Annotated in this window: 22 protein-coding genes; 16 read left to right on the top strand and 6 right to left on the bottom strand. The window is 63.4% G+C overall.

Annotated features, from left to right (window positions below):
• Position 1: 1 nt before the first annotated feature.
• Both ACNJX9_RS30605 and trhO read right to left on the bottom strand, forming a co-directional pair.
• Positions 2-220 carry a SlyX family protein gene (locus tag ACNJX9_RS30605; RefSeq protein ID WP_439405669.1) on the bottom strand — a complete coding sequence of 73 codons (219 nt, stop codon included), beginning with the start codon at positions 218-220 and terminating at the stop codon, positions 2-4.
• Positions 210-977: an oxygen-dependent tRNA uridine(34) hydroxylase TrhO gene (gene trhO / locus ACNJX9_RS30600; RefSeq protein ID WP_083514738.1), complete on the bottom strand. Its 768-nt coding sequence runs from the start codon at positions 975-977 to the stop codon at positions 210-212. Before trhO ends, ACNJX9_RS30605 begins: the two co-directional genes overlap by 11 nt.
• 182 nt (positions 978-1159) lie before the next feature.
• On the opposite strand from trhO, the gene ggt reads away from it, so the two are divergent.
• The 5 genes from ggt to ACNJX9_RS30575 all read left to right on the top strand — a co-directional run bounded on the left by ggt (position 1160) and on the right by ACNJX9_RS30575 (position 7371).
• Positions 1160-2746, top strand: a complete 1587-nt coding sequence (ggt, locus tag ACNJX9_RS30595; protein ID WP_439405668.1) for a gamma-glutamyltransferase — start codon at positions 1160-1162, stop codon at positions 2744-2746.
• 218 nt (positions 2747-2964) lie between these two features.
• Positions 2965-3528 (top strand): (2Fe-2S)-binding protein, encoded by a 564-nt coding sequence (locus tag ACNJX9_RS30590; protein WP_439405667.1) that lies wholly within the window; start codon positions 2965-2967, stop codon positions 3526-3528.
• 4 nt (positions 3529-3532) lie between these two features.
• The gene (locus ACNJX9_RS30585) at positions 3533-4549 is read left to right on the top strand and encodes an FAD binding domain-containing protein (RefSeq protein WP_439405666.1); all 1017 of its coding nucleotides are present in this window, start codon (positions 3533-3535) and stop codon (positions 4547-4549) included.
• Positions 4550-4551: 2 nt separating this feature from the next.
• Positions 4552-6843: a xanthine dehydrogenase family protein molybdopterin-binding subunit gene (locus ACNJX9_RS30580; protein WP_439405665.1), complete on the top strand. Its 2292-nt coding sequence runs from the start codon at positions 4552-4554 to the stop codon at positions 6841-6843.
• Positions 6844-6906: 63 nt separating this feature from the next.
• Complete coding sequence (locus ACNJX9_RS30575; RefSeq protein ID WP_439405664.1) at positions 6907-7371, top strand: FKBP-type peptidyl-prolyl cis-trans isomerase; 465 nt, start codon at positions 6907-6909, stop codon at positions 7369-7371.
• A gap of 162 nt (positions 7372-7533) precedes the next feature.
• On the opposite strand, the gene ACNJX9_RS30570 is transcribed toward ACNJX9_RS30575, so the two are convergent.
• On the bottom strand, positions 7534-7752 hold the full coding sequence (locus tag ACNJX9_RS30570; protein WP_439405662.1) for a CsbD family protein: 219 nt from the start codon (positions 7750-7752) through the stop codon (positions 7534-7536).
• A gap of 126 nt (positions 7753-7878) precedes the next feature.
• Between ACNJX9_RS30570 and ACNJX9_RS30565 the strand changes: the two genes are divergently transcribed.
• The 3 genes from ACNJX9_RS30565 to ACNJX9_RS30555 all read left to right on the top strand — a co-directional run bounded on the left by ACNJX9_RS30565 (position 7879) and on the right by ACNJX9_RS30555 (position 9471).
• Complete coding sequence (locus ACNJX9_RS30565) at positions 7879-8394, top strand: cupin domain-containing protein (RefSeq protein WP_057756946.1); 516 nt, start codon at positions 7879-7881, stop codon at positions 8392-8394.
• A 127-nt stretch (positions 8395-8521) separates the two neighbouring features.
• Entirely contained in the window at positions 8522-8950 is a 429-nt protein-coding gene (locus ACNJX9_RS30560) for a VOC family protein (protein WP_057756948.1), read from the top strand.
• 26 nt (positions 8951-8976) lie between these two features.
• On the top strand, positions 8977-9471 hold the full coding sequence (locus tag ACNJX9_RS30555; protein WP_439405660.1) for a VOC family protein: 495 nt from the start codon (positions 8977-8979) through the stop codon (positions 9469-9471).
• Between the two features lie 143 nt (positions 9472-9614).
• Here the strand turns inward: ACNJX9_RS30555 and ACNJX9_RS30550 are convergent, their stop codons facing one another.
• Together ACNJX9_RS30550 and ACNJX9_RS30545 are read right to left on the bottom strand one after the other, a co-directional pair.
• The gene (locus ACNJX9_RS30550) at positions 9615-10751 is read right to left on the bottom strand and encodes a hypothetical protein (RefSeq protein ID WP_439405659.1); all 1137 of its coding nucleotides are present in this window, start codon (positions 10749-10751) and stop codon (positions 9615-9617) included.
• Between the two features lie 2 nt (positions 10752-10753).
• Positions 10754-11452, bottom strand: coding sequence for a FecR family protein (locus ACNJX9_RS30545; protein ID WP_439405658.1), 699 nt, complete (start codon positions 11450-11452; stop codon positions 10754-10756).
• Positions 11453-11664: 212 nt separating this feature from the next.
• Between ACNJX9_RS30545 and ACNJX9_RS30540 the strand changes: the two genes are divergently transcribed.
• Positions 11665-12930 carry a phospholipid carrier-dependent glycosyltransferase gene (locus ACNJX9_RS30540; protein ID WP_439405656.1) on the top strand — a complete coding sequence of 422 codons (1266 nt, stop codon included), beginning with the start codon at positions 11665-11667 and terminating at the stop codon, positions 12928-12930.
• Between the two features lie 78 nt (positions 12931-13008).
• Here the strand turns inward: ACNJX9_RS30540 and ACNJX9_RS30535 are convergent, their stop codons facing one another.
• On the bottom strand, positions 13009-13650 hold the full coding sequence (locus ACNJX9_RS30535; RefSeq protein WP_057756959.1) for an OmpA family protein: 642 nt from the start codon (positions 13648-13650) through the stop codon (positions 13009-13011).
• A 497-nt stretch (positions 13651-14147) separates the two neighbouring features.
• Here ACNJX9_RS30535 and ACNJX9_RS30530 point away from each other — a divergent pair, with 497 nt between their 5' ends.
• The 7 genes from ACNJX9_RS30530 (at position 14148) to ACNJX9_RS30500 (ending at position 24076) form a co-directional block, all read left to right on the top strand.
• Positions 14148-15557: a caspase family protein gene (locus ACNJX9_RS30530; RefSeq protein ID WP_439405654.1), complete on the top strand. Its 1410-nt coding sequence runs from the start codon at positions 14148-14150 to the stop codon at positions 15555-15557.
• Between the two features lie 253 nt (positions 15558-15810).
• Positions 15811-16068 carry a hypothetical protein gene (locus tag ACNJX9_RS30525; RefSeq protein ID WP_057756961.1) on the top strand — a complete coding sequence of 86 codons (258 nt, stop codon included), beginning with the start codon at positions 15811-15813 and terminating at the stop codon, positions 16066-16068.
• A 123-nt stretch (positions 16069-16191) separates the two neighbouring features.
• Positions 16192-16446: a hypothetical protein gene (locus tag ACNJX9_RS30520; protein WP_439405652.1), complete on the top strand. Its 255-nt coding sequence runs from the start codon at positions 16192-16194 to the stop codon at positions 16444-16446.
• Positions 16447-16566: 120 nt separating this feature from the next.
• Complete coding sequence (locus ACNJX9_RS30515) at positions 16567-17727, top strand: winged helix-turn-helix domain-containing protein (RefSeq protein WP_439405651.1); 1161 nt, start codon at positions 16567-16569, stop codon at positions 17725-17727.
• Between the two features lie 341 nt (positions 17728-18068).
• A complete protein-coding gene (locus tag ACNJX9_RS30510) occupies positions 18069-19397 on the top strand; it encodes an MFS transporter (RefSeq protein WP_271621725.1) in 1329 nt (442 codons plus the stop codon).
• 256 nt (positions 19398-19653) lie between these two features.
• A complete protein-coding gene (locus tag ACNJX9_RS30505; protein WP_439405648.1) occupies positions 19654-20760 on the top strand; it encodes an efflux RND transporter periplasmic adaptor subunit in 1107 nt (368 codons plus the stop codon).
• Positions 20761-20938: 178 nt separating this feature from the next.
• Positions 20939-24076: an efflux RND transporter permease subunit gene (locus tag ACNJX9_RS30500; protein ID WP_439405647.1), complete on the top strand. Its 3138-nt coding sequence runs from the start codon at positions 20939-20941 to the stop codon at positions 24074-24076.
• The last annotated feature ends 6 nt before the right edge of the window (positions 24077-24082 follow it).

Here is a 24082-nt window from a genome sequence, read left to right as displayed (position 1 = left end):
CTCAATAATGCGGCGGGCGCTCGTTGGAGGGGCCCGCCGCGTTGGTCTCGGCGTCCTGCAGCCGCTCGCCGAGCTCTGCGACCTTCCGGGTCAACGCATCGATCTGCTTCCACTGCGCGGTGATGGTCTGGTTCAGCGTCTCGATGGTGTCGTCCTGATAGGCAAGGCGCATCTCCAGCGCGTCGATGCGTTCGGCAAGCGTCTTGATGTCATTCGTCACCGGCGTGCCCCTTATCCCGTTCGCGGAGACCAATTTCTTGCAGACCATGGCCAAGCGCGACACGTTCGTCGAACACAAAACATTCGCCGCGCCAGCGGCTCTGCGCCTCCGGCACCACTTCCAGATATTTTAAGATGCCGCCCTTGAGGTGGTAGACCTCGGCAAAGCCACGCGCCAGCAGATGCGAACTTGCCTTCTCGCAGCGGATGCCGCCGGTGCAGAACATTGCGATCTTGCGATGCTTGGCCGGATCGAGCTTTTGCGCGGCAAAGTCCTTGAACTGGCCAAAACTCTTGATGTCGGGGTCGACCGCACCCTCGAACGTCCCCATCGCCACCTCGAAAGCGTTGCGGGTGTCGAGCACCAGCGTGTCGGGCGAGGTGATCAGCGCGTTCCATTCGCGCGCGTCGACATAGATGCCGACCTGCCGGGTCGGATCGGCGGCGGCATCGCCAAGCGTGACGATCTCCTTCTTCAGCCGCACCTTGAGCCGGCCAAACGGCATCGCCTCGGCTGTCGAACATTTCAGTTCGAGATTGTTCAGCCGGCCGCCAAACATAGCTCCATGTGCGAGCTCATGGGCGAAGGCGTCAATCGCGTCGGCCGACCCGGCGATAGTACCGTTGATGCCCTCCTGAGCCAGCAGCACGCTGCCCTTGAGGGACAGGCCGGCACAGAACGCCCGCAGCGGCTCGCGCAGCTCGCGGAAATCGGGCAGGGCAGCGAATTGGTAGAAGGCGCAGACCTTGTAAATCATGCGCCCGTTTAGCAGGCGGCCGGCGCCCAGAAAACCGCAAGGAGCAGCTCTATTCTCAGCGAATAGCAGCCATTTCCCTGGTATGCCAGCATTGCCCGGACCGCCTGGAATGTGTCATGAAGGCCCGGTTTTTCCGAGACGGCGCGGCGCGCGCCCCACGGTTCTGAGAGAGCAAAACTTCGATGAGAAATTTCCATTTCCCCGGCAGGTCCACGGTCCACGCCACCAATGCGATGGTGGCGACCTCGCATCCGCAGGCTTCTCTTGCTGCGATCGAGGTGCTGCGCGAGGGCGGCACGGCGGTGGACGCGGCGGTGGCGGGTTCAGCGCTGCTCGGCGTGATCGAGCCGCAATCGACCGGCATTGGCGGCGATTGTTTTGCGCTGATCCAGCCGCGCGGCGAGGGCAAGATCATCGCCTATAATGGCTCCGGCCGGGCGCCAAAGGCCGCCAACGCCGACTGGTATCTCGAGCGCAAGATCAATTCCGTGCCGCTGACCTCGGCCCATGCGGTCTCGATCCCCGGCGTGATCGATGCGTTTGCGACCGTGCTGCGCGACCACGGCAAGTTCGGTTTCGACCGTCTGCTCCAGCCTGCGATCAAGGCTGCGGAGGAAGGCTATGTCGTCGCCCCCCGCATCGCCTTCGACTGGAAGAACCAGTTCGAGAAGCTGAAGAACGGTACCAACACCGTGCGTTACCTGCTGCCGGGCGGCAAGCCGCCGGTCGCCGGCGATGTCATCCGCCAGGCCGAGCTCGGCAAGACGCTGCGCGCGATCGCCAAGGACGGCCGCGACGCCTTCTACAAGGGCGAGATCGCGGAGGACATGGTCGAGACCCTGCGCGGCATCGGCGGCCTGCATACGCTCGACGATTTCGCCGCGCACACCACCGAAGTCACGACGCCGATCGGCACCATGTACAAGGGTTACGACGTCTGGCAGTGCCCGCCCAACGGTCCGGGCGTGACCGCACTTCTGATGCTCAACATCCTGTCGCGCTTCGACCTCACCAAATACGCACCCGTCAGCGTCGAGCGCTTCCATCTCGAGGCGGAAGCTGCGCGCATCGCCTACATGAACCGGGAGATGCATGTCGCCTCTCCCGACCATATGAAGATCAACGTTGCCGAGATGCTCGAGAAGGGCTTTGCCGACGAGTACATCAGCAAGATCCGCATGGATGGCATGCTCGACCTGCCCAATGTCGCGCCGCCGATGAATCCCTCGACCATCTACATCACGGTGGTGGACAAGGATCGCAACGTCTGCTCGTTCATCAACTCGGTCGCGCATTCCTTCGGCTCGGCCATTGTCTCCAACAAGACCGGTGTGCTGTTCCAGAATCGCGCCGGCGGCTTCCGCATCCAGCCGGGTCATCCGAACTGTATCGAAGGCGGCGAGCGCCCGCTGCACACGATCATGCCGGGCCTGCTCACCAAGGGCGGCCGTTCCACGATGTCGTTCGCGGTGATGGGCGGCCAGTACCAGCCGACCGGGCAGACCCATCTGCTGACCAACGTCCTCGACTATGGCTGCGACGTGCAGGAGGCAATCGACATGCCGCGAGGCCTGCACTACGAGGGCCAGTACCAGCTCGAGGACAGCGTGCCGGCGGCGGTCGTCGAAGGCTTGAAGAAGCTTGGCCACAAGACCACCAGCGTGGTCGGCCCGCTCGGCGGCGCCCAGGCGATCTGGATCGATTGGGACAAGGGCACGCTGACCGGCGGTTCCGATCCGCGCAAGGACGGTTGCGCGCTCGGCTATTGATCGTCGCGCGAGGTTCCTCGACAAGATCAGGAAAAGTTGACGGAGGGCGGCGCGGCATCGACAGCGCCGCCCTTTTCCGTTCGGAACGGAGCTCATGGCGCAAAGTTGGTGGGCGATGAGCGGTGCAGGCGTGCGCTGCCTTGTTGTCGAAGCGGCGGAGGCCCTCCATGTCCGATCATCCAAGTTCCCAATCATCCGGATACGATAGGCGTTCCTTCATGGCAGGTGCTGCCGGCAGCGCGCTTGTTCCGCTGACCGCGCGCGCGACCGTGCACGAGGCACGAGCGGCAGTGGCGCAGGATCCGGCGCTTCCCGTCGACGTCACGCTGCGGGTGAATGGTCAGGAAAAGCGTCTGAGTCTCGATGCGCGCACCACGGTGCTTGACGCACTGCGCGAGCATCTCAAGCTCACCGGCAGCAAGAAGGGTTGCGATCACGGCCAGTGCGGTGCCTGCACGGTGCTGATCGGCGCTCGCCGCGTGGTGTCGTGCCTGACGCTCGCACTGGCCGCTGAAGGGCAGGAGATCACGACCATCGAAGGCCTCGCCACCGACGACCGCCTGCACCCGATGCAGCAGGCCTTCATCGACAACGATGCGTTCCAATGCGGCTATTGCACGCCAGGCCAGATCATGTCGGCGATTGCCTGCGTGGAGGAGGGACATGCCGGCACCGATGCCGACATCCGCGAATATATGAGCGGCAACATCTGTCGCTGCGCCGCCTATCCCAACATCGTCGCCGCCGTGAAGCAGGCCGCGCCCGAGATCATGAAAGGCTAGGCGAATGCGACCATTTTCTTACCAGAGGGCGACAGACCCCGACATGGCCGTGCAGGCGCTCAGTGCCGCTGCGGCCGCCAACAAACCGTTGACGCAGGCCTCGGCCCAGCCGCTCGCCGGCGGCACGACGCTGATCGACCTGATGAAGCTCGACGTGATGCGGCCCGCCGCGATCGTCGACATTAATCCGCTCGCGCAAGGGTGGTCGGAGATCTCGCCCGGTCGCGAGAACCTGCGGCTCGGCGCGCTCGCAAAGATGTCCGACGTCGCTGCGCATGACGAAATCCAGCGCAATTATCCCGTGATCGCCAATTCCCTGAAGCTCGCCGCCAGCGCCCAGCTCCGCAACATGGCGACACTCGGCGGCAACGTAATGCAGCGGACGCGTTGCAGCTATTTTCGCGATGTCTCCTATGAAAATTGCAACAAGCGCAATCCCGGCTCCGGCTGTGCCGCGATGGACGGCATCAACCGCATGCACGCGGTGCTCGGGATCTCCGATCAGTGCATCGCGACCTACCCCGGCGATTTCGCCCAGGCGCTGATCGCGCTGGATGCCACGGTCGAGGTTACCGGCAAGTCCGGCACCCGCAGCATGCCATTTGCGGAGCTCCACAAGGCTCCCGGCAACACGCCCGAGATCGAGACGACGCTGCAGCCAGGCGAGTTGATCTCGGCCTTTCTTATTTCCGGCCGCTGGCCCCGCTCGGTTTACCTGAAGGCGCGCGACCGGCAATCCTATGAGTTTGCGTTGTCCTCGGCTGCGGTTGCGCTGGACGTGCAGGATGGGACGATCCGGGACGCGCGCGTGGCGCTTGGCGGCGTCGCGACCGTGCCCTGGCGCGCTCGCGAAGCGGAGGCGCAGCTGAAGGGACAAAAATTCGACGACGGTCTGGCGCAGCGCGCCGCCGATGCTGCATTCGCTGAGGCCAAGGGGCGCCAGCACAACAGCTTCAAGATTGCGCTCGGCAAGCGCGTGGTGGCGCGTGCGCTCCAGCAGGCCGTAATGATGGAGATATGACCATGACCGCTGCCGCTCCCGAGCCGAAGGCGAATATGGGCAAGCCCGTGCCGCGTTACGATGCGGCTGCGAAGGTCACAGGGCGTGCAACCTACGGGTCCGACATGCCGCTGGACAATCCCGCCTATGCGTTCCTGGTCACCAGTGCGATCGCCAAAGGCCGCATCAACAGCTTCGATCTCGACGATGCTAAACGCGTGCGAGGCGTGATCGACATTGTCACGCACGAGAACGCGCCCAACCTGAACGAGTCAAAGCTGTTCAGCAATGGCGGTTATGCTGGCACCACGATCCAGCCGCTGAAATCGACCGACATTGCCCATGACGGCCAGATCATCGCGGTGGTCATCGCCGAGAGCTACGAGGCCGCGCGCGAAGCCGCCAACCGCGTCAAGGTGAGCTATACAGCCGCAACCCCGAGTGCGAGCTTCGACTCGCCGGGAACGACGGAAGCCGCCGCAAAAGGCCAGAACGCGCAATTCAAGGAAGACCCCAAGGTCGGCGACTTTGCCAAGGCGTTTGACGAGGCCGAGGTGAAGGTCGATGTCTCCTACGAGACGCCGACGCAGCATCATAATCCCATGGAGCTTTTTTCGACGAGCTGCGCCTGGATGGGCGACACTCTCGTCATCTATGAGCCCAGCCAATATGTCCACGGCCTGAAGAACGGCGTTGCCGAACAGCTCGGCATCGACGCCGACAAGGTGAAGGTGGTCAATCCCTATGTCGGCGGCGGCTTTGGCTCGCGTGGTTCGATGACGCCGAGAACCGCGATCATTGCCGGCATCGCGAGGCGGCTGAACCGGCCGATCAAGCTGGTTCCGACCCGCGACCAGGGCTTTACGATTGCGACCTATCGCGCCGAAACCCGCCACGAGGTCAAGCTCGGCGCGAGCCGCGACGGCAAGCTGGTCGCGCTGAGGCATGAAGGCGCCGAGGTCTCTTCGCGCGCCGATCCCTATTGCGTCGGCGGCACCAAGACCACGACGCGGCTCTATGCCTGCCCAAATGTCGACAGTCTGGTGTCGATCGTGCGCGCCGACCGCAACACGCCGGGCTTCATGCGCTCGCCGCCTGAGGTGCCGTATTTGTTTGCGCTGGAGAGTGCGATGGACGAGCTGGCTGTGAAGCTCAACATGGATCCGATCGAGCTCCGCCGCATCAACGATACCACCAATGAGCCGATCGGCGGCAAGCCTTACACGTCGCGCTCGCTGATGGCGTGTTTCGACGAAGCTGCCAAAGCCTTCGGATGGGCACAGCGCTCGGCGGCGCCGAAATCGATGTCCGACGGCGACTGGCTCATCGGCTATGGCTGCGCGGCCACCTGCTATCCGACGCAGATGGCTCCGTCGGCGGCGCGCGTTCGCCTGCAGCGCGACGGCCGTACCCGCGTCGAGATCGCCGGCCACGAGATCGGCACCGGTGCCTACACCATCCTTGCGCAGACAGCCGCCGAGCGGCTCGGCGTGCCGCTGGAGAAGGTCGCAGTCTTCATTGGTGACAGCGACCTGCCGCCGGGGCCCGTTGCTGGCGGATCGAATTCGACGGCCAGCACCTGCTCCGCTGTGATGATGGTGTGCGATCAGGTTCGTCAGCGCCTGTTCAAGGCGCTGATGCCGAACGAGAGCCTCACGGACCAGGCCAAGGAAACCGTTGGCATGGGGCAGACCCCGTCGACCCAGGCGGCCAAGGGCGATCGCCCGATCGATCTGGAGAAGGCTTTCGACGCACTCGGCGTCGGCGTGGTCGAGGAATATGGCGAGTGGAAGCCGGAAGGTGCGCCGCAAGATTCCTTCAAGGCGATGCACAGCGGCCACCCGCGGCTCGTCGGCGGTGCGGCCATGAAGGACAAGATCGCCTATGCCTTCGGCGCGGAGTTCGTGGAAGTCCGGATCAATCGCTTCACCCACGAGATCCGCGCGCCGCGCCTGGTTGGAGCGTTTGCGGCGGGTCGCATCATGAATCCGCGCACGGCTCGCAGTCAGCTGATGGGCGGCCTGATCTGGGGCATGTCCTCGGCGCTGCTGGAGGTCAGCGAGATCGACGCGCGCACCGCACGCTATGTCAACGACAATTTTGCCGACTATCTCATTCCCGTGAATGCCGACGTCCCCGGCGTCGAGGTGATCCTGCTCTCCGAGCAGGATGATCACATTAACCCGGCCGGCGCCAAGGGGCTCGGCGAGCTCGCCAACGTCGGCACCAACGCCGCCATCTGCAATGCGATCTATCACGCCACCGGCCAGCGCATCCGCAAGCTCCCCGTGCGGCTGGAAAATATCGAGGTCTAAAGGGGGGTGGAAACGGCGTCGGCCTTGCGCTAGACACCTTCAGCCTCAAAGGGAAGGTGTCTTATGCAGCGTGTCCAGCGCGTGCTCCTCGCCATCATGTCGGCATTCGCGATCACGTCGATCGGCGGTGTGCCGACGTTTGTTTCCACCACGGCCTCGGCCCAGATCGCAGGAAAGACCATGACCACAGCTTCAGGATTGCAGATCACCGATAGCGTCGTCGGCACCGGCGCCTCGCCGAAGCCCGGCCAGATTTGCGTGATGCACTATACCGGCTGGCTCTATGAGAACGGCCAGAAGGGCAAGAAATTCGACTCGTCCGTCGATCGCAACGAGCCTTTCGAATTTCCCATCGGCAAGGGCCGCGTCATCGCCGGCTGGGACGAGGGCGTTGCCACGATGAAGGTCGGCGGCAAGCGCACCCTGATCATCCCGCCGCAGCTCGGCTATGGCGCGCGCGGCGCCGGCGGCGTGATCCCGCCGAACGCCACGCTTATGTTCGACGTGGAATTGCTCGGCGTGAAGTGACTGTGGCCAGCCGTCATTCCGGGATGGTCCGAAGGACCAGACCCGGAATCTCGAGATTCCGGGTTCGCTTCGCGCCCCGGAATGACGGCGCGAATCGACAAACAAGACAAACAAAAAGACCGGCCCTTCGGCCGGTCTTTTCACTTTCAATGCCAGCACGCTCTACTCTGCCGCGCGACGTGCGGCCGCAGCGGCGCGATCGATCGCTTCCTTCGCTGCGTCCTTGGCATCGCCCATGGCCTTTTGGCCCTTGCCCTTCACTTCCTGGACGGCGCCTTCGCCCTGCAGGCGTTCGGAACCGGTGGCTTCGCCGATGCCCTGCTTGGCCTTGCCGATGGCTTCGTTGGCGTTGCCTTTGATCTTGTCGCTGGTGCTACCCATGAAACTATCTCCTTCCAGATTGCTCGCGATGACAACGCTGGGCAGCTATGAGGGTTCCGATTTGGTATGGCTTGATAGGTCGCCTTTGGGTAGTTTCGCGCACGGAACCAGCAGAAAGCAAAGTCAATGACCGGCCATGACCACAGCCATTCCCACCATGACCACGAGCACCAGGATGATCGATGGAAGCATGACGGCGTGCGCGTCATTCCCGGGAATCAACTCGATACCAATGTGCCCTCGACGCCAGGCATGGACCGCGCGGCCGCGATCAATTTCGCCCGCGTCGGCGCGCAGAAATTGTGGGCGGGCACCGTCAGCATCAAGCCCGACGCCAAGACCGGCGCGCATCACCACGGCCATCTCGAGAGCGTCATTTACGTGGTGAAGGGCAAGGCGCGGATGCGCTGGGGCGAGAGCCTGCAATTCACCGCCGAGGCCGGTCCCGGCGATTTCATCTTCGTGCCGCCCTACGTGCCGCACCAGGAGATCAACGCCAGCCCCGACGAGGTGCTGGAATGCGTGCTGGTGCGCAGTGACGGCGAGGCGGTTGCGATCAATCTCGACATCGAGCCGGTCGAGAAGCCCGAGACCGTGCTGTGGATCGACCCCGTGCATCGGGATCCGAACGAGAAGAAGTAACAGCGAGGCTCGCGGGGTCGGTGCGACCAAACCCCGCAGCCGTCTCGGCAAAAATAATTCGGCATGCGCTGTCGGATGGCGGCCCCAGTCGTCCGTCCTTGGGCAGAACCCCGCCCAAGGAGCTCCCATGCCCAGGATGATTTTCGTCAATCTGCCCGTCACCGATCTCACGCGCGCGACCGCCTTTTACGAGGCGGTCGGCGCGACCAGGAACCCGCAATTCAGCGATGACACGGCAAGCTGCATGGTCTTTTCCGAGACCATCTACGTGATGCTGACGACTCACGACAAATTCCGTCAATTCACGCCGAAGCCGATTGCCGACGCCAAAACCTCGAACCAGGCGCTGTTCTGCCTGTCCGCCGACAGCCGCAAGGAGGTCGACGATATCGTTGGCAGGGCCAAGGCTGCGGGCGGCGTGGCCGATCCCAGCCCGGTTGACGAATACGATTTCATGTATGGCCGCAGCTTTGAGGATCCGGATGGCCATATGTGGGGCGTGAACTGGCTGGACATGACAGCCGTCCCGCCGAAGCCCGCCATGGCGAACGCCTGATCGAAACCTGAAAAGGAGCATTCGCAATGTCCAAGCTCGTGCCCTGCATGTGGTTCAACGGCGATGCCGTGGAAGCCGCCAAGTTCTACGTCTCGCTCGTTCCGAACTCGGAGATCACGCACGTTCAGCACAACGTCTCGGATAGCCCGTCCGGCAAGGAAGGCTCGGTGCTGGTCGTCGAGTTCACGGTGGCCGGGCAGCCCGTGGTGGCGCTCAACGGCGGCATGAAGATGGAATACACGCATGCGATCTCGCTGATGATCCATTGCGACGACCAGGCCCAGGTCGACAGCGTCTGGAATGCGTTCCTCGCCCATGGCGGCAAGGAAGAACAGTGCGGCTGGCTTAGGGATCGCTGGGGCGTGGCCTGGCAGATCGTGCCGAAAGTGATGTTCGAGTTCCTCACCAGCTCCGATAAGGCGGCCGCCGCCCGCGCATGGCAGGCTATGATGAAGATGGTGAAACCGGACGTGGAGGTGCTGCAGCGAGCGTTCGAGGGCAAGTCGGCGGCGTGCGGCTAACACAGGTCCTGTAGGGTGGGTTGGCCGAAGGCGTAACCCACCACTTCTGTGACCGCGGAGACGAAAGAGGTGGGTTACGCCGAGCGATTGCGCTTAGCGCAATCGCAGGGCTAAACCCACCCTATACGAGACCGCGCCCGGCGCTAATAATTGATCCTCAGCCCGACGCCGCCGTGGATCGTGTTGCCGACAGGCTGCGGGCCCAGGGTGCCGTTGGCGAAGAGGTCCACGACCCAGCCCTTCTGCACACGGAAGCCGAGACGGCCACCATACTCGAACCAGCCCTGGTTGCCCATCGTCGGCACCACCATGCCGTCGCCGGTCACGGTGGCGACGATGCCGCTGTGGCTGGCGAAGGACTGCACCCAGCCGCCATTGATATTGGTCTCGACATTATCGGCGAAGAGATGGGTCCACTGGCCGCCGATCTTGACGAGGCTGGTGCGGTCGGTGCCCGTTGCAATGGTGGCGTTGAACGGATTGAACGCGGCCGTGTTGTCGGCATAGCCTGACACGCGCTGCCAGAGCTGCCAGAGTTCGATGGAAGCTGCGACCTCATCGCGCGGTGACAGGCGACTGATCCAGCCGGCGCGGCCATAGACTGCATAATTGGAAGCGTCGGTTGAGCTCGTCACGCTGACCGGACCGAGGCTAGAGATGTAGCTGCGGGTGTAGCGCGCCTTTTCCCACGGCGTCAGGATCGTGCCGACGTCGAAGAACGGACGCGATGAGCCCCAATCGGTGAAGTCATAGCGCAGCGCAAAGGCGCCGATCGGCGCGCTGGTGATGTGATAGCCGCCCTCGCTGTATTGCGTGTAGGCGATACCGGCAAGCAGCGACAGGTTGGGCGTCAGCTCCTTGCGGCCGTGGATGCCCGCCGAGAACGAGCCGGCCGACCCGAACGCGCTGATGCAGTCGCTGCAATTGATCTGCTCGTTGACGCCAAGCAGCACCGTGCCGAGCACGCGGTTGGTGATCATCTGATTGAAGCGCTGGCCCGCGAGGCCATTGACCGAATTGCCGCTGGAATCGGAGCCGGTCGGCGTTGGGCTCGGCAGCGGGGTCGGGCTCGGCGACGGCGATGGGCTCGGGGAGGGCGATGTGCCTGGTGTCGGTGACGGCGAATAGGTCGGTGAAGGGGACGGCGCCGGATTGCCGCACTCGGATTCGCAAAAGGTCGCGGCTGTCGCTGGACGGGCGTCGAGCGCGAACAGCGTGAGCGCGGCGGCTGCAGCGAGTGTGCAGGCCAGTGCGAGGCGTTTGAAGCCGGGCTTTGCCATCGTCAGCGCCCGCACAGCATGCCGTCGTCATGGACGGCGGGCGTGGTCGGCGAGGCATCGGCATATTGGTTGACGGCGCACAGACCGGCATTGGCGGCGCAGTTGGCTGCGAACGTCCAGGGCGGCGAGTTGGTCTTGGTGATCGTGACTTTGCCGCCGGTCGAGGTGATGATCGCGGTGTCGTCCGGCTGGGTGAGCTGGATGCACTGGAAGCTCAACGTGCAGACGCTCGCCGCTCCCTCCTGAAGCACGACGACCGAGCGGCTGCGCTGCGAGAGGATGTCGAGGATTGTGCCGCGAACGCCGATGGTCGCCAGCGGCGTCGTGATCTTGTAGGCGGTCTTCTCCGAATGTCCGGTCACGAAGCGGAATGCGCCGGTCGCCATTCGGATGGCGACGTCGCGATAGCTGTGCTCGTCGTTGAAGATGGTGCGATCGAGCTTCAGCGTCGCACTCGGCCCGAGCGAAAGATTGGTGCTGTCGGCCATGACGAAACGCGCCGCACTGTCGGCACCGGTGCGCACGGTCTCGTCGCGCAGCATGCTGTCGCCGACATTGATCGGCGTCGTGCTCGCGGCGACACGCACCACTTCGTTCTGGACGAGGACGGCTTCGCCGACACGCGTCTGGGCCTGCACAGAAGGCGCAGCGCACAATGCAGCCGACAGCAATGTTGGGAAAAGCAGAAAACGCAGATTCATGTCGTAACCGATCGATGCCCCTGATCGTGCTGGATCGCGCACGCTCGCGTTGTGGCAGAATTATCACAGGCGGCACGAGACGAGCGTTAGCTTAGTGACAGTTGCGGCAGAATGCGTTCAATGCATCGGCTGAGTGATTTTTTATTCGCGGTGACGCAGATTTGCCACGCAAAATAGCCCTACAGCAGTCGCTTGAAGCACATGCGGTGCCGATGACGTCGCGAAGCGCAGTGATCGCTGTCGCGATCTTCCTAGCCGCGCATTTTGCGCTGCTGATCGGGCTGACGACGCCGGACAAGTTCGTGTTCGACGAGGTGCATTACGTGCCGGCAGCACGGCAGATGCTGGGCTTCACTGCGCCGCAGCCGATGCTCAATCCGATGCATCCGCCGCTGGCGAAAGAGCTGATCGCGGCATCGATCGCGGCATTCGGCGACAACGCACTGGGCTGGCGCTATCCGGCGACCTTGTTCGGCGCGCTCGCTGTCGTCGCGATCTATCTCTGCGGGCTCGCGCTGTTCGGCTCGCAAGCACCCGCGATTGCGACGGCGCTGATCGCGGCCTTCAACCAGATGCTTTATGTGCAGGCGCGCATCGCGATGCTCGACATCTTTGCACTTAGCCTCGGCTTGCTCGCCATCGCTGCTTTCATGCACGGCTTTCGGCGAGAGCGGCCGCAGGCGCTGTTCGCGATCGCGGGTGCGTTGTTCGGTCTCGCAGCTGCCTGCAAATGGAGCGGCTTGTTTCCGCTCGCTGTCTGCATCGCAATCGTTGCGGTGATCCGCCTGATGCAGGGCTGGCATACTCTGTTTGCCGATGCGAGGCCAACCGACTGGTACCGGCCCGATCTCTGGCCCACATTCAGGGCGCATCATGCCGCGCTCTGCTTCGCGGTGTTGCCGGCAGTGACGTATATCGCCGCCTTCGTTCCGCTCTACGGCCTGTCGCTGCCGGATCTGATCGAGGCGCAGCGCCGGATCTTCGCCGACAACACCACCACTGCGATCGCCGGCCACACCTATATGAGCTCGTGGCCATCCTGGCCGTTGCTGGCGCGGCCGGTGTGGTTCCTGTTCGACAAGACATCAGACGACAACGTGGCGGCGATCGTCTTCCTCGGCAACCCGCTGGTCGCCTGGCCGGCGCTGCTCGCACTTGCCGTTGTGTTGCGCGACGTCGTCGTCGCGCGTCGTTGGGATGCGTTTCTGATCGCGGCGTTCTATTTCGGCTGCTGGCTCGCCTGGGCTTTGCTCCCGCGCACGCTGGGCTTCATCTACTATTATCTGCCAGCCGCAACGGTTGCGTCGCTTGCGCTGGTCTATGCGCTGCGCCGAGAGGGACTGCCGCGCTGGCTGCTGTGGGCCTATGTCGGCATGGCTGCCGCCGGCTTCGCGGTGATGCTGCCGATTTCGGCGGCCTTCATCGGCACATCGATGCAGACGTTCAACCGGCTGATGCTGTTTCAGAGCTGGATCTGACGACAGAAAACCGCCTGCCAGTCTCGCGGCAGGCGGTTTGTCTATCGTTGCAATAGCGTCCCAGGTCACTTGTTCAGATCATTTGGACGCGGTCTTGGTGTCCATGTTCACGACCTGGACGCGGCGGTTGATCGGGTCGGCGCCGTTGGCGGCGTCCTTCAGCTTGGTCTTGCCATAGCCGACGGTGACGAGGTCACTGCCGTTGAGACCGTAGTTCTGCACCAGGTACTTCTTGATGGTGTCGGCGCGACGCTCCGACAGGCCCTGATTGTACTCCTCCGTGCCGATCGCATCGGTATGGCCGGCGACCACGAAGGTCGAGCCTTTCAGCGACGGGTCGGACAGCGCCTTGCCGAGGGCTTGCACCGATGCCACCGAGGTCTTGGCGATGTCGGCCGAGTTGTAGTCGAACTGGATCTCCAGATCGATGTTCGGCTTGGTCGAAGCGAGCTCGGCGATCTGGTCACGTTCGCCCATCGAGAGCGAACGGGTCTGCCGGTTGCGCACGGAATTCAGGAAAGTCGCTTCCTTGGCCTGCGCGGTCGGATCGGCCTGCGGACCGACGGAGAGGCCGCGGGTGATCGGCTTCGGCTTCAACGCGTCCAGGATCTGGCTGGATGAGACGTTGCTGTCGCCGGCGAAAGCCAGGCCCGCCGTCAGCGACAGCGCGGCGGTGAGCGTGATCGCCTTCAGTCCAAAAGACTTATTGAAATGGGTCATTGTCGTATCCTCGCTGTAACGCCTGATGGCGATTTGATGCTGCGAGCATAGGGAAGGTTCAAAGGCTCCGATGTGATGCGGGTCACATTCCAAAGGGCCGAAACGTCCTCTGCGTCCTCGCGCGGGAGCCTGTCGGCATCCATGGCGTGCTCGCGCCACTGGCATCGCGCTACCATCAGGAAGGCGCGCTGTCTCATTCGGCATCGAGCAGAATCCTGATCCATCACGCATTCTCGGACGAGGTTTCAATAGCTGCTGGACTTGCAGCTCCAGCGGGTACAATCTTTTGCCATTGCTCGTCACCTGCCGGATTGCCCGCTGCGTCAGCAGCCCGAAGAGCGATCGTCGCGGCGACTCCCAGCTCGGTTCGGGCAGCAGAAATCCCCGAGTGATCCAAATCACAGTGCGTCCTTGTGAGTTGGATCAGATTGCTCTCATCGGATCGGCCAAAGCCGATGCGAGAGCAGCGAAGAAGTTTGGATCAGGGGAGAATGATCATGCGCTTCTTGATCGCAGCAATTTCACTCGCAGCATTCATCGTCAGCGGCAATACGGCCCTCGCTGACAAGCGCGTCGCCTTCGTGGTCGGCAATGCCGCCTACAAGAACGTCCCGCAGCTTCCCAACCCCGCGATCGATTCCAAGGCGATGGCCAGGGTGCTGCGCAATGTCGGCTTCGATGTCGTCGAGGGAGCCAACCTCACGCGCGACGTCATGACTGCAAAACTCCTGGAGTTCGGCAAGAAGAGCGAGGGTGCCGATGTCGCGGTGTTCTTCTATGCCGGCCACGGCATTGCCGTGAACGGCATCAACTACCTGTTGCCGATCGATGCAGACCTGAAATCCGAGATGGACGTCAAGCTGGGCGCGGCGATCAATGTCGACCTCACGCTCGATCAAACCATGTCGGACGCGAAGGTGAAGCTCGTGTTCCTGGATGCCTGTCGTGACAATCCTTTCGCGGCAAAGATCCGCTCGGCGAAAGCCACCCGGTCGGTCAACGTCCAGGCCGGTCTGGCAGAGATGAAGTCGGGCGAGGGCACGCTGATTGCCTTTGCCACCGGCCCAGGTCAAACCGCGCTCGACGGCGAAGCCGGGACCAACAGCCCGTTCACGCGCGCGCTTGTCGCCAACATTGCCCAGCCTGGGATCGAGATCCAGCAGGCGATGACCAAGGTCCGCGCCCAGGTCAGTGACGAGACCGGCAAAGGGCAATTGCCTTGGGGGCACACCAACCTGACGGGCAACGTCTACCTCAATCCGGTTGGCGGGCCGGCTGCGGGCGCGACTGACACGTCGAGCGCGCCGGTGTTGGCCGCGAGCAAGCAAGGCTCCGACGTCGAGCTCGAGTTCTGGCGCTCGATCAAGGACTCCAACAAGGTCGAGGAGCTCAACGCCTATCTCACCAGCTATCCCAACGGCACGTTCAAATCGATCGCACTCGCCCGCATTGCGGCGTTGCAGGATGGTCCATCCAATGCCAGCCGCAACCTGTCGGTTGGGATCGATCCCGCGACCTTCACGGAAGAGGCCAACCAAGTATCTGAAGACCAAATTGGTCTGGACAAGAGCCAGCGTCGTGACGTGCAGCGTCGCCTCACCGGGCTCGGTTTCGACGTCAAGGCGACAGGCCAGTTCGACGACGAGGCGCGTTCCGTGATCAGGCGGTGGCAGGCTGCGCGCGGTTATCCCGCTACGGGCTATCTCAACAAGCTCCAGCATAAGGCTCTGCTGTCGGAGATTGTCTCGACCCGCGCGGCTTCCTCGGAACAGGCAGACGATGAGCCGGCGCACCGCCGCTACTCGGGCGGTGGCGGCCGCCGCCATTATAGCGGCGGTGGTGGCGCTCCGGCAGGTCCCGGTGGTCTACTCGGCGGTATGATGGGCGGGTTGTTCGGCCGCCGCTGAGGGGCAGGGGAGTAAGCAAAAGGCGGCCCGCTTTGGGCCGCCCATCGTTCCGGAACCAGCGCTTACCGATCGTCGCAAAGCTGTCGCGGCATGGCCTGCGTGCGAACAAGAATTTGGCCAGATGCGCGCCTAGCAGACCTCGACGAGCCGTCACCGCAAGCCGAAGGGAGCCGAGTTCCATCCAGTGCCGAGGCCCAGTGACTATCAATTCCATCGCAGCGGCCCGCCGGATCGGACTGTGTCTCTGAGCGCCATGCCGATCTACGTCGGCGCGGCGATGATCGCGGTGTCGATCCTGCTTTCGACGCTGATCACGGGCTTGACCTCCCGCTATGTCGGTCTCGAAGCTCCGACCGACGAGAACATGTGGCTGGTCGATCGCCTGACCGGCAGCGTCTTTCGCTGCGGGGCGGAGGGGCGGGGCAGGGCCTCCTGCGAGCCCGACATCGCCACCGGCAGCCTCGGTGACCGGCCCAACGACCGGACCAAGGCACCGAAGAACGGCCGTTAACGTCGGCTCGCTTTGCATTGCAGCAAGAAAATTGTCTTCTCCAGGAAACGTTCTCGCCAGAAAATACGTAATTGCGAATGCCGGCATGACGCCGGTTTCGTTTTACTTTAAGGAGACTTTTCGATGAAGACCTTGCTCAGCGCCGCAGCCCTTGTCGCGTTCGCTCTTTCCGTTTCGCCCGCATCCGCCGCCATGATGGCGTGCACCAGCGCCAATATGATGAAGTCGGCGGCCACGATGACCGGCACCGCCGACACGCCCGCCAAGATGGCCATGAACAAGGAAATGGCCATGGCCAATTCGGACATGAGCATGGGCAAGATGAAGGGCGCCTGCATGCATTACATGAAGGCGCAGAAGGCCATGTCGATGAAGTAGGCCTCGGCCGCACCCATCCCGGCCGCGCTGTCAACAGATGGCAGCGCGGCTTATCTATGCCGCGTCGTTCTTTCTCTTGTCCTTTTTCTTGGCGCGAATCCCGCTACATTGCCTCGCGCAATGCCCCGCGCCCCAAAACCCCTCCCAATCCCGACGACACAGGCCCGGCAGATCTGGCTGCGGGCCCAGCGGCTCGACACGCGTGAACCATTCGGGGAAGGGCCGCAGGCGGTCAAAGACGCGGTCGCCCATCTCGGCTATGTGCAGATCGACACTATCAACGTGATCGAGCGCTGCCACCACCACATCCTGTTCAGCCGTATCCCGTCCTATCGCCGCGCCGATCTGCGTCATGCCCAGAGCGTCGACAAGAGCGTGTTCGAATACTGGACTCATGCACTGTCCTACGTACCGTCGGATGATTTTCGCTTTTTCCTGCCGGCCATGCGCGAGCACAAGCGCGAGGGGCACAAATGGTACGCGTCGGTAACGCCGGCCGACACCCGCAAGGTGATGCGGCTGCTACGCGCCGGTCCCCTGACCATCCGCGACATCGAGGACGATGTGCTCACCGAGAAGGAGCATCTCTGGCAGAGCCGAAAACCTTCGAAGCGGGCGCTTCAGCTGGCCTTCTATACCGGCGTCGCGACCATCGGCGCGCGCCAGGGCATGCTCAAGACCTATGATCTGATGACGCGGCATTTCGGCTGGGACAAATTGCCGAAGCCGGCATCGCCGAAGGAGATCACGGCCTATCTGCTCGACCGCGCGCTGCGCTCGCAGGGCATCGTCAGTCTCGATTCGATCTGCCATCTCGATGCGCCGAGCAAGAAGGCGGTGGGCGCCCTGGTCGCTTCGCGCGTTCGGCGCGGCGAACTCGTGCCTGTCGCAATTGAAGGCGCCGGCAAGCAGGAGCATTGGGCGACGCCCGCGGCGCTCGAGCCTGCCGAGGTGCCGCCGGATCTCGTCCACATCCTCTCGCCGTTCGATCCGCTGATCATCCAGCGCAAGCGCACCAATCTTATCTTCGGCTACAACCATCTGTTCGAGGCCTATGTGCCGAAGGCCAAGCGCAAGCTCGGCTATTTCGCGCTGCCGGTGCTGGTCGGCCACGAGATCGTCGCCGCGCTCGATCTCAAGACCGACCGGCAGGCGAAGAAGGTGTTGATGCAGAAATGGACCTGGGTCGGGCAGGGCAAGAAGACGGCAGGGCGCAAGGAGCTGAAGCGGAAAATCGAGGAAGAACTCGACCGGTTCGAGCGGTTTCAATTGGCGGAGTGAAGATCGTGCGCCACACTGCCGGTCTCGTCGGGTGGGCAAGGCGGAGCGTGCCCACGATTGCCCAAGGTAGCGGACAATCGTGGGCACGGCGCTAACGCGCCTTTGCCCACCCGACGACACCGCTCATTTCGGCGAGCCGATCGATCCAAACTCCGAACGCAATCCCGATCGCATACGCGACCAAATCCACGGCGAGAAGATGCGGGCGCGGGTCAGCGATGTCAGTAGCAGTGCGGCAGAATGATTTGGCTGCGTCCCATGCATTGCTTGTTCCATTGACTCTTTGGCCGCGATGCTCAAAACCGGGATCAGCTCACAAAAGCAACAATACGGGGGACGCCATGAGCCAGACCACGACCTATACCGCTTCCGCCGGTGCGAAAAGCGCCATTGAGACCTCAACGATTAGCGCCATCTCCTGGCGCCTGATCCCGTTTCTGGTTCTGGCCTACTTCTTCTCCTATCTCGATCGCGTCAATCTCGGCTTCGCCGCGCTGACCATGAACGCGGAGCTGAAGTTCACGCCGCTGATCTTCTCGTGGGGCGCCGGCATCTTCTTCATCGGCTATTTCATCTTCGAGGTGCCGAGCAACCTCGCGCTGGAAAAGTTCGGCGCCAGCCGCTGGATCGCCCGCATCATGGTGACCTGGGGCATCATCTCGGCGCTGATGGCGCTGGTGAGCGGCGTGACCAGCTTCTACGTCCTGCGCTTCCTGCTCGGCGTCGCCGAAGCCGGCTTCTTCCCCGGCATCATCCTCTATCTCACCTATTGGTATCCGGCCGAATACCGCGCCCGCTTTCTCGCAGCCTTCGCGATCGCCGTACCGGTTTCGACTGTGATCGGCGCGCCGATTTCGGGCCTGTTGCTCGGGCTCGACGGCGTGATGGGTCTGAGGGGCTGGCAGTGGCTGTTCATTCTCGAGGGCATTCCCTCGGTGCTGCTTGGCATCGTCACCTGGTTCTACCTCACCGACAAGCCGGAGAAGGCGGACTGGCTCTCGGCCGAGCAGAAGGCCTGGCTCAAGGCGAAGCTCGATTCGGAGATCGCCGCCAAGCAGGCGGTGAAGCATCTGTCGCTCGGCGAAGCCTTGTCGTCACCGAAGGTGATCGCACTCAGCCTGATCTATTTCGGCTTCGTCGGTGCGCTCTATGGCATGCAGTTCTGGCTGCCGCAGATCGTCAAGGCGTTCGGCCTCACCAATGCCCAAACCGGCTTCGTCACTGCAATCCCGTATCTGTTCGGCACCATTGCCATGATCCTGTGGGCGCGGCATTCGGACGCCACGCGCGAGCGCGTGATGCATGTCGGCGCGCCCATGATCCTGATTGCGATCGCGCTCGCCATCTCCAGCTATCTCACCGACCCCACCCTGACCATGGTGGCGCTGACCTTCGCAGCGATCGGCGTGTTCTGCGTCTTCGGCGTGTTCTGGACCTTGCCGACCGCCTGGCTCTCCGGCACGGCGGCCGCCGGCGCCATCGCGCTGATCAACTCGATCGGCAATCTCGCCGGCTTCGGCGGGCCGTATCTGATCGGCTGGGTCAAGGAAGCGACGGGGCAGACCTCGACGGGTCTGCTGGTGCTCGCCGTGCTGCCGCTGCTCGCCGGCATTTTGGTCTTCATCGGCGGCCACGAGAGCAAGCACGAGTTCGGCGACCAGGGGCGCTAGAGACACCGTCACCGCTGACGTAGGTTCCGTAGCAGGGTGGGCAAAGGCGCTCTGCGCCGTGCCCGCCATCTCTCTCGACCACGAAAAATGCGTGGGCACGCTACGCTTTGCCCACCCTACGATAGCACCTTCCTGGCACCCCTTTTTCGATCCTCACCATCTCTTAACGATCACGCATTACTGATGACTGACGATTATTGACTTTTATCAGTGATTATTCGACATTCCTCTCATTGCAGACGCAGGAGTGTCCCCGATGTTGGTTCGGTCGATTTTGTCCAGCTATTCCAGGCTCTTGGCGGGCGTGTCGCTGGCCCTGATGGCCGCGGCGCTGGCCGGATGCAACGATTCCGTGGCGCAAAAAGCCGAGCCGCCCCGGCCGGTCCTGGTCGCGACCGCGCATTATGACGCCGAGACCCCGGAGCGCAGCTTCGTCGGCACCATCAAGCCCCGCATCGAGAGCGATCTCGGTTTCCGCGTCGCCGGCAAGGTCGCAAAACGCCTTGTTGAGGTCGGTCAGACCGTGGACGTCGGCCAGGCACTCGCCACCCTCGACGAGGTCGATCTGAAGCTCCAGGCCGAGCAGGCCGTCGCCGAACAGACCGCCGCAACCGGCGTGCTGGCCCAGGCCGCCGCGGCCGAGCAGCGCGCCAAGGATCTGAAAGCCAAGGGCTGGACTACGGACGCCGCGATGGATTCGAGCCGCGCCGCGGCTGACGAAGCCCGTGCGCGCCTTGATCGCGCCGTCCGCTCGGTCGAGCTGACCAAGAATTCCCTTTCCTACGCGACGCTTGTTGCCGACGCCCGTGGCGTCGTGACCGCAACGCTGATCGAGCCCGGCCAGGTGGTCGCCGCGGGCCAGGCTTCGATCCGTGTCGCCCGCTTTGCCGAAAAGGAAGCGGTCGTCGCGATCCCTGAGACGCTGGTTGGACGCGCCAAGTCGGGCGTCGCCAGCGTCACTCTTTGGTCTGAGCCGGACAAGAAATATGTCGCCAAGCTGCGCGAGATCGCGCCGGCCGCCGATCCGGCCACGCGCACCTATCTCGCAAAATTCTCGCTGCCCGAGGCTGGCGACAAGGTCGCGCTCGGCATGACCGCGACGCTGACGCTGTCGGATGCCGGCACCGAGCGCGTCGCGCGGCTGCCGCTGTCGGCGCTGTTCAACGAAGGCGGCAAGCCGTCCTTCTTCGTCGTCGACGACAACGGCGCGGTCACGCTCAAGCCTGTTGTGGTGAAGTCCTACGACAGCAACGACGTCGTCATCAACGGCGGCGTCGACGAGGGTGCCAAGATCGTCGCCCTCGGCGTGCAGAAGCTCGACCCCGGCCAGAAGGTGCGGGTCGTGTCGGCGCTGTCTTTCTAGGCGTGACGACCAGTTACGTCGTGTGAGGTGAGCTTCTGCCTTTGCCCCTACGCAAAGGCTGAAGCGGCGAAGCGATCCAGAACCTGCCCAGCCCCCTGGATTGCTTCGCTGCCTCGCGACGACGGTTGATCAGAGCGGCTGTCGTTTGGGCAATTGGATCGATTTTCCGGAGAGTGCGATGAAGCGCTTCAACCTTTCGGCCTGGGCCGTCAGCCATCCGACGCTGGTCCTGTTCCTGATGCTCGTGCTCGGCGTTGCCGGCTTCTTCTCCTATCAGAAGCTCGGCCGCGCCGAAGATCCGTTCTTCACGGTGAAGGTGGTCAACGTTTCCGTGCTGTGGCCGGGGGCGACCGCACAGGAGATGCAGGCCCAGGTCGCCGATCCCATCGAGAAGAAGATCCAGGAGCTGCCCTATTTCGAGAAGGTGCAAACCTATTCCAAGCCGGGCTTCACCGCGCTCCAGGTCACCTTCCGCGATTCCACGCCGCCAAAGGACGTGCCGTATCTGTTTTATCTGCTGCGCAAGAAGCTGGTCGACGTGCAGGGCCAGTTGCCGGCCGGCATTCTCGGACCCGTCGTCAACGACGAATTCTCCGACGTCGATTCCATCCTCTACATGATGACCGGCGACGGCGCCGACTACGCTCAGCTCAAGAAGGTCGCGGAAGGTTTCCGCCAGCGCCTCCTCAAGGTGCCCGGTGTCACCAAGGTCGACATGTACGGCAACCAGGACGAGCGCATCTACGTCGAGTTTTCGCACGCCAAGCTCGCCACGCTCGGCATCACGCCGCAGGCGCTGTTCGATTCGCTCGCCAAGCAGAACAACGTGACGCCGGCCGGCACGGTCGAGACCTCGTCGCAGCGCGTGCCGCTGCGCGTCACCGGCGCGCTCGACGGCGCCAAGGCCGTGGCCGAGACCCCGGTCGAAAGCAATGGTCGCGTCTTCCGCCTCGGCGACATCGCCACCGTCACCCACGGCTATGTCGATCCGCCGAGCTTCGTCGTCCGTCAGGAAGGCAAGGCAGCGATCGGCATCGGCGTCGTCACCGCCAAGGGCGCCAACATCCTCGAACTCGGCAAGGACGTCGAGAAAGCGACCGCCGAATTCATGAAGGCGGTGCCGCAAGGCGTGGACGTCTCGCTGATCGCCGATCAGCCCAAGGTGGTCGAGCATGCCGTCGGCGAGTTCGTGCACTCCTTCATGGAAGCGCTCGCGATCGTGCTGTTCGTCTCGTTCCTGGCGCTCGGCTGGCGCACCGGCATCGTGGTCGCGCTGTCCGTGCCCTTGGTGCTCGGTATCGTCTTCATCGTCATGAACTCGATGTCGCTCGACCTGCACCGCATCTCGCTCGGCGCGCTGATCATCGCGCTCGGGCTTCTCGTGGATGATGCCATCATCGCGGTCGAGATGATGGTGGTGAAGATGGAGCAGGGCTGGGACCGCATGCACGCGGCGTCCTTTGCCTGGGAATCAACTGCGTTTCCGATGCTCACGGGAACGCTGGTCACGGCCGCTGGCTTCCTCCCCATCGGCTTTGCCAATTCGGCGGTCGGCGAATATGCCGGCAGCATCTTCTGGATCGTGGCGATTGCGCTCATCGCCTCCTGGTTCGTGGCGGTGATCTTCACGCCCTATATCGGCGTCAAGCTGCTGCCGAACATCAAGGTCCACGCCAACCACGATCCGCATGCGGTCTACGAGACCCGCATGTACCGCGGCTTGCGTGCCGTCGTGCAATGGTGCGTCAATCATCGCATCACCGTGGTGGCCGCGACCGTCGGCGTGTTCGTTGCCTCCATCGTCGGCTTCGGCCATGTCCAGCAGCAGTTCTTCCCCCTGTCGGAGCGGCCTGAGCTGTTCCTCCAGCTGCGCCTGCCCGAGGGCACCGCCTTCAACGTCACCGAGAAGGCCGTGAAGAAGGCCGAGACGCTGCTGAAGGACGACAAGGACATCGAGACCTACACCTCCTATGTCGGCCAGGGCTCGCCGCGCTTCTGGCTCGGCCTCAACCCGCAATTGCCGAACGAGGCGTTCGCCGAGATCGTCATCGTCGCCAAGGGCGTCGAGGGGCGCGAGCGCGTCAAGGCCAAGATCGAGGGCGCCGTCGCCGACGGCATGCTCACCGAAGCGCGCGTGCGCGTCGACCGCTTCAATTTCGGCCCCCCCGTCGGCTTCCCCGTGCAGTTCCGCGTGATCGGGCCTGACGCGAACAAGGTGCGCGAGATCGCCTATCAGGTTCGCGACGTCATGCGCGAGAACAAGAACGTCAAGGACGTCCAGCTCGACTGGAACGAGCAGTCGCCCTACCTCAAGCTCGTCGTCGACCAGGACCGTGCCCGCGCCATGGGCTTGACCCCGCAGGAGGTCTCGCAGGCGCTGTCCATGCTGATCTCCGGCGCGCAGGTCACGACCGTGCGTGACGGCATCGAGAAGGTCGGCGTGGTCGCCCGTGCGATCCCGTCCGAACGTCTCGACCTCGGCGGCGTCGGCGATCTCACCATCACCTCGAAGAACGGCGTTGCCGTCCCGCTGCAGCAGATCGCCAAGATCGAATACGCCCACGAGGAGCCGATCATGTGGCGGCGCAACCGCGACATGGCGATCACGGTGCGCTCCGACGTCGTCGACGGCGTGCAGGCGCCTGATGTCACCAACCAGATCACGCCGAAGCTTCAGGGGATCAAGGACAGCCTCGAGCCGGCCTACCGCATCGAGCCGGGTGGTGCGTTCGAGGAATCCGCCAAGGGTAATGCCTCGATCTTCATCCTCTTTCCGATGATGGTCATGGTGATGCTGACGCTGCTGATGATCCAGTTGCAGAACTTCTCACGCCTGTTCCTGGTGTTCCTGACCGCGCCGCTCGGCATTGTCGGCGCCTCCTTCGGCCTCAACATCGCCAATGCACCGTTTGGGTTCGTGGCGCTGCTCGGCCTGATCGCGCTCGCCGGCATGATCATGCGCAACACCGTCATCCTGGTCGACCAGATCGAGACCGACGTCAGCCACGGCCTGACCCGCCGCGAGGCGATCGTGGAGGCGACCGTCCGCCGCGCCCGTCCCGTGGTGCTGACGGCGCTCGCCGCCATCCTGGCCATGATACCGCTGTCGCGCTCGGCGTTCTGGGGCCCGATGGCGATCACCATCATGGGGGGCCTGTTCGTCGCGACGTTCCTGACGCTGCTGTACCTGCCGGGCCTCTACGCCCTCTGGTTCCGCAAGAGCCTGGACGAGGCCGGAACGCCCGAGCAGCCCGCCGCACCGCAACATGGCAGCGATGACCCGCACGCAATTCCGCTTGCCGAGGCGGCTGAATAGATGAGA

This window comes from Bradyrhizobium sp. BLXBL-03, assembly GCF_051853015.1.
GTDB lineage: Bacteria > Pseudomonadota > Alphaproteobacteria > Rhizobiales > Xanthobacteraceae > Bradyrhizobium > Bradyrhizobium manausense.
Note: the sequence above shows the minus strand (reverse complement) of the source record. Positions and strands in the feature narration are given on the sequence as shown.

Bases quoted from the DNA above. Each gene is read 5' to 3' on its own strand.
- ACNJX9_RS30570 (WP_439405662.1), bottom strand. From the start codon at position 7,752: ATGGGTAGCACCAGCGACAAGATCAAAGGCAACGCCAACGAAGCCATC.
- ACNJX9_RS30575 (WP_439405664.1), top strand. From the start codon at position 6,907: ATGCAGCGTGTCCAGCGCGTGCTCCTCGCCATCATGTCGGCATTCGCG.
- ACNJX9_RS30545 (WP_439405658.1), bottom strand. From the start codon at position 11,452: ATGAATCTGCGTTTTCTGCTTTTCCCAACATTGCTGTCGGCTGCATTG.
- ACNJX9_RS30505 (WP_439405648.1), top strand. From the start codon at position 19,654: ATGTTGGTTCGGTCGATTTTGTCCAGCTATTCCAGGCTCTTGGCGGGC.
- ACNJX9_RS30540 (WP_439405656.1), top strand. From the start codon at position 11,665: ATGACGTCGCGAAGCGCAGTGATCGCTGTCGCGATCTTCCTAGCCGCG.
- ggt (WP_439405668.1), top strand. From the start codon at position 1,160: ATGAGAAATTTCCATTTCCCCGGCAGGTCCACGGTCCACGCCACCAAT.
- ACNJX9_RS30535 (WP_057756959.1), bottom strand. From the start codon at position 13,650: ATGACCCATTTCAATAAGTCTTTTGGACTGAAGGCGATCACGCTCACC.
- ACNJX9_RS30565 (WP_057756946.1), top strand. From the start codon at position 7,879: ATGACCGGCCATGACCACAGCCATTCCCACCATGACCACGAGCACCAG.
- ACNJX9_RS30590 (WP_439405667.1), top strand. From the start codon at position 2,965: ATGGCAGGTGCTGCCGGCAGCGCGCTTGTTCCGCTGACCGCGCGCGCG.
- ACNJX9_RS30580 (WP_439405665.1), top strand. From the start codon at position 4,552: ATGACCGCTGCCGCTCCCGAGCCGAAGGCGAATATGGGCAAGCCCGTG.
- ACNJX9_RS30520 (WP_439405652.1), top strand. From the start codon at position 16,192: ATGAAGACCTTGCTCAGCGCCGCAGCCCTTGTCGCGTTCGCTCTTTCC.
- ACNJX9_RS30510 (WP_271621725.1), top strand. From the start codon at position 18,069: ATGAGCCAGACCACGACCTATACCGCTTCCGCCGGTGCGAAAAGCGCC.
- ACNJX9_RS30550 (WP_439405659.1), bottom strand. From the start codon at position 10,751: ATGGCAAAGCCCGGCTTCAAACGCCTCGCACTGGCCTGCACACTCGCT.
- ACNJX9_RS30585 (WP_439405666.1), top strand. From the start codon at position 3,533: ATGCGACCATTTTCTTACCAGAGGGCGACAGACCCCGACATGGCCGTG.
- trhO (WP_083514738.1), bottom strand. From the start codon at position 977: ATGATTTACAAGGTCTGCGCCTTCTACCAATTCGCTGCCCTGCCCGAT.
- ACNJX9_RS30560 (WP_057756948.1), top strand. From the start codon at position 8,522: ATGCCCAGGATGATTTTCGTCAATCTGCCCGTCACCGATCTCACGCGC.
- ACNJX9_RS30525 (WP_057756961.1), top strand. From the start codon at position 15,811: ATGCCGATCTACGTCGGCGCGGCGATGATCGCGGTGTCGATCCTGCTT.
- ACNJX9_RS30500 (WP_439405647.1), top strand. From the start codon at position 20,939: ATGAAGCGCTTCAACCTTTCGGCCTGGGCCGTCAGCCATCCGACGCTG.
- ACNJX9_RS30530 (WP_439405654.1), top strand. From the start codon at position 14,148: ATGCGCTTCTTGATCGCAGCAATTTCACTCGCAGCATTCATCGTCAGC.
- ACNJX9_RS30515 (WP_439405651.1), top strand. From the start codon at position 16,567: ATGCCCCGCGCCCCAAAACCCCTCCCAATCCCGACGACACAGGCCCGG.
- ACNJX9_RS30555 (WP_439405660.1), top strand. From the start codon at position 8,977: ATGTCCAAGCTCGTGCCCTGCATGTGGTTCAACGGCGATGCCGTGGAA.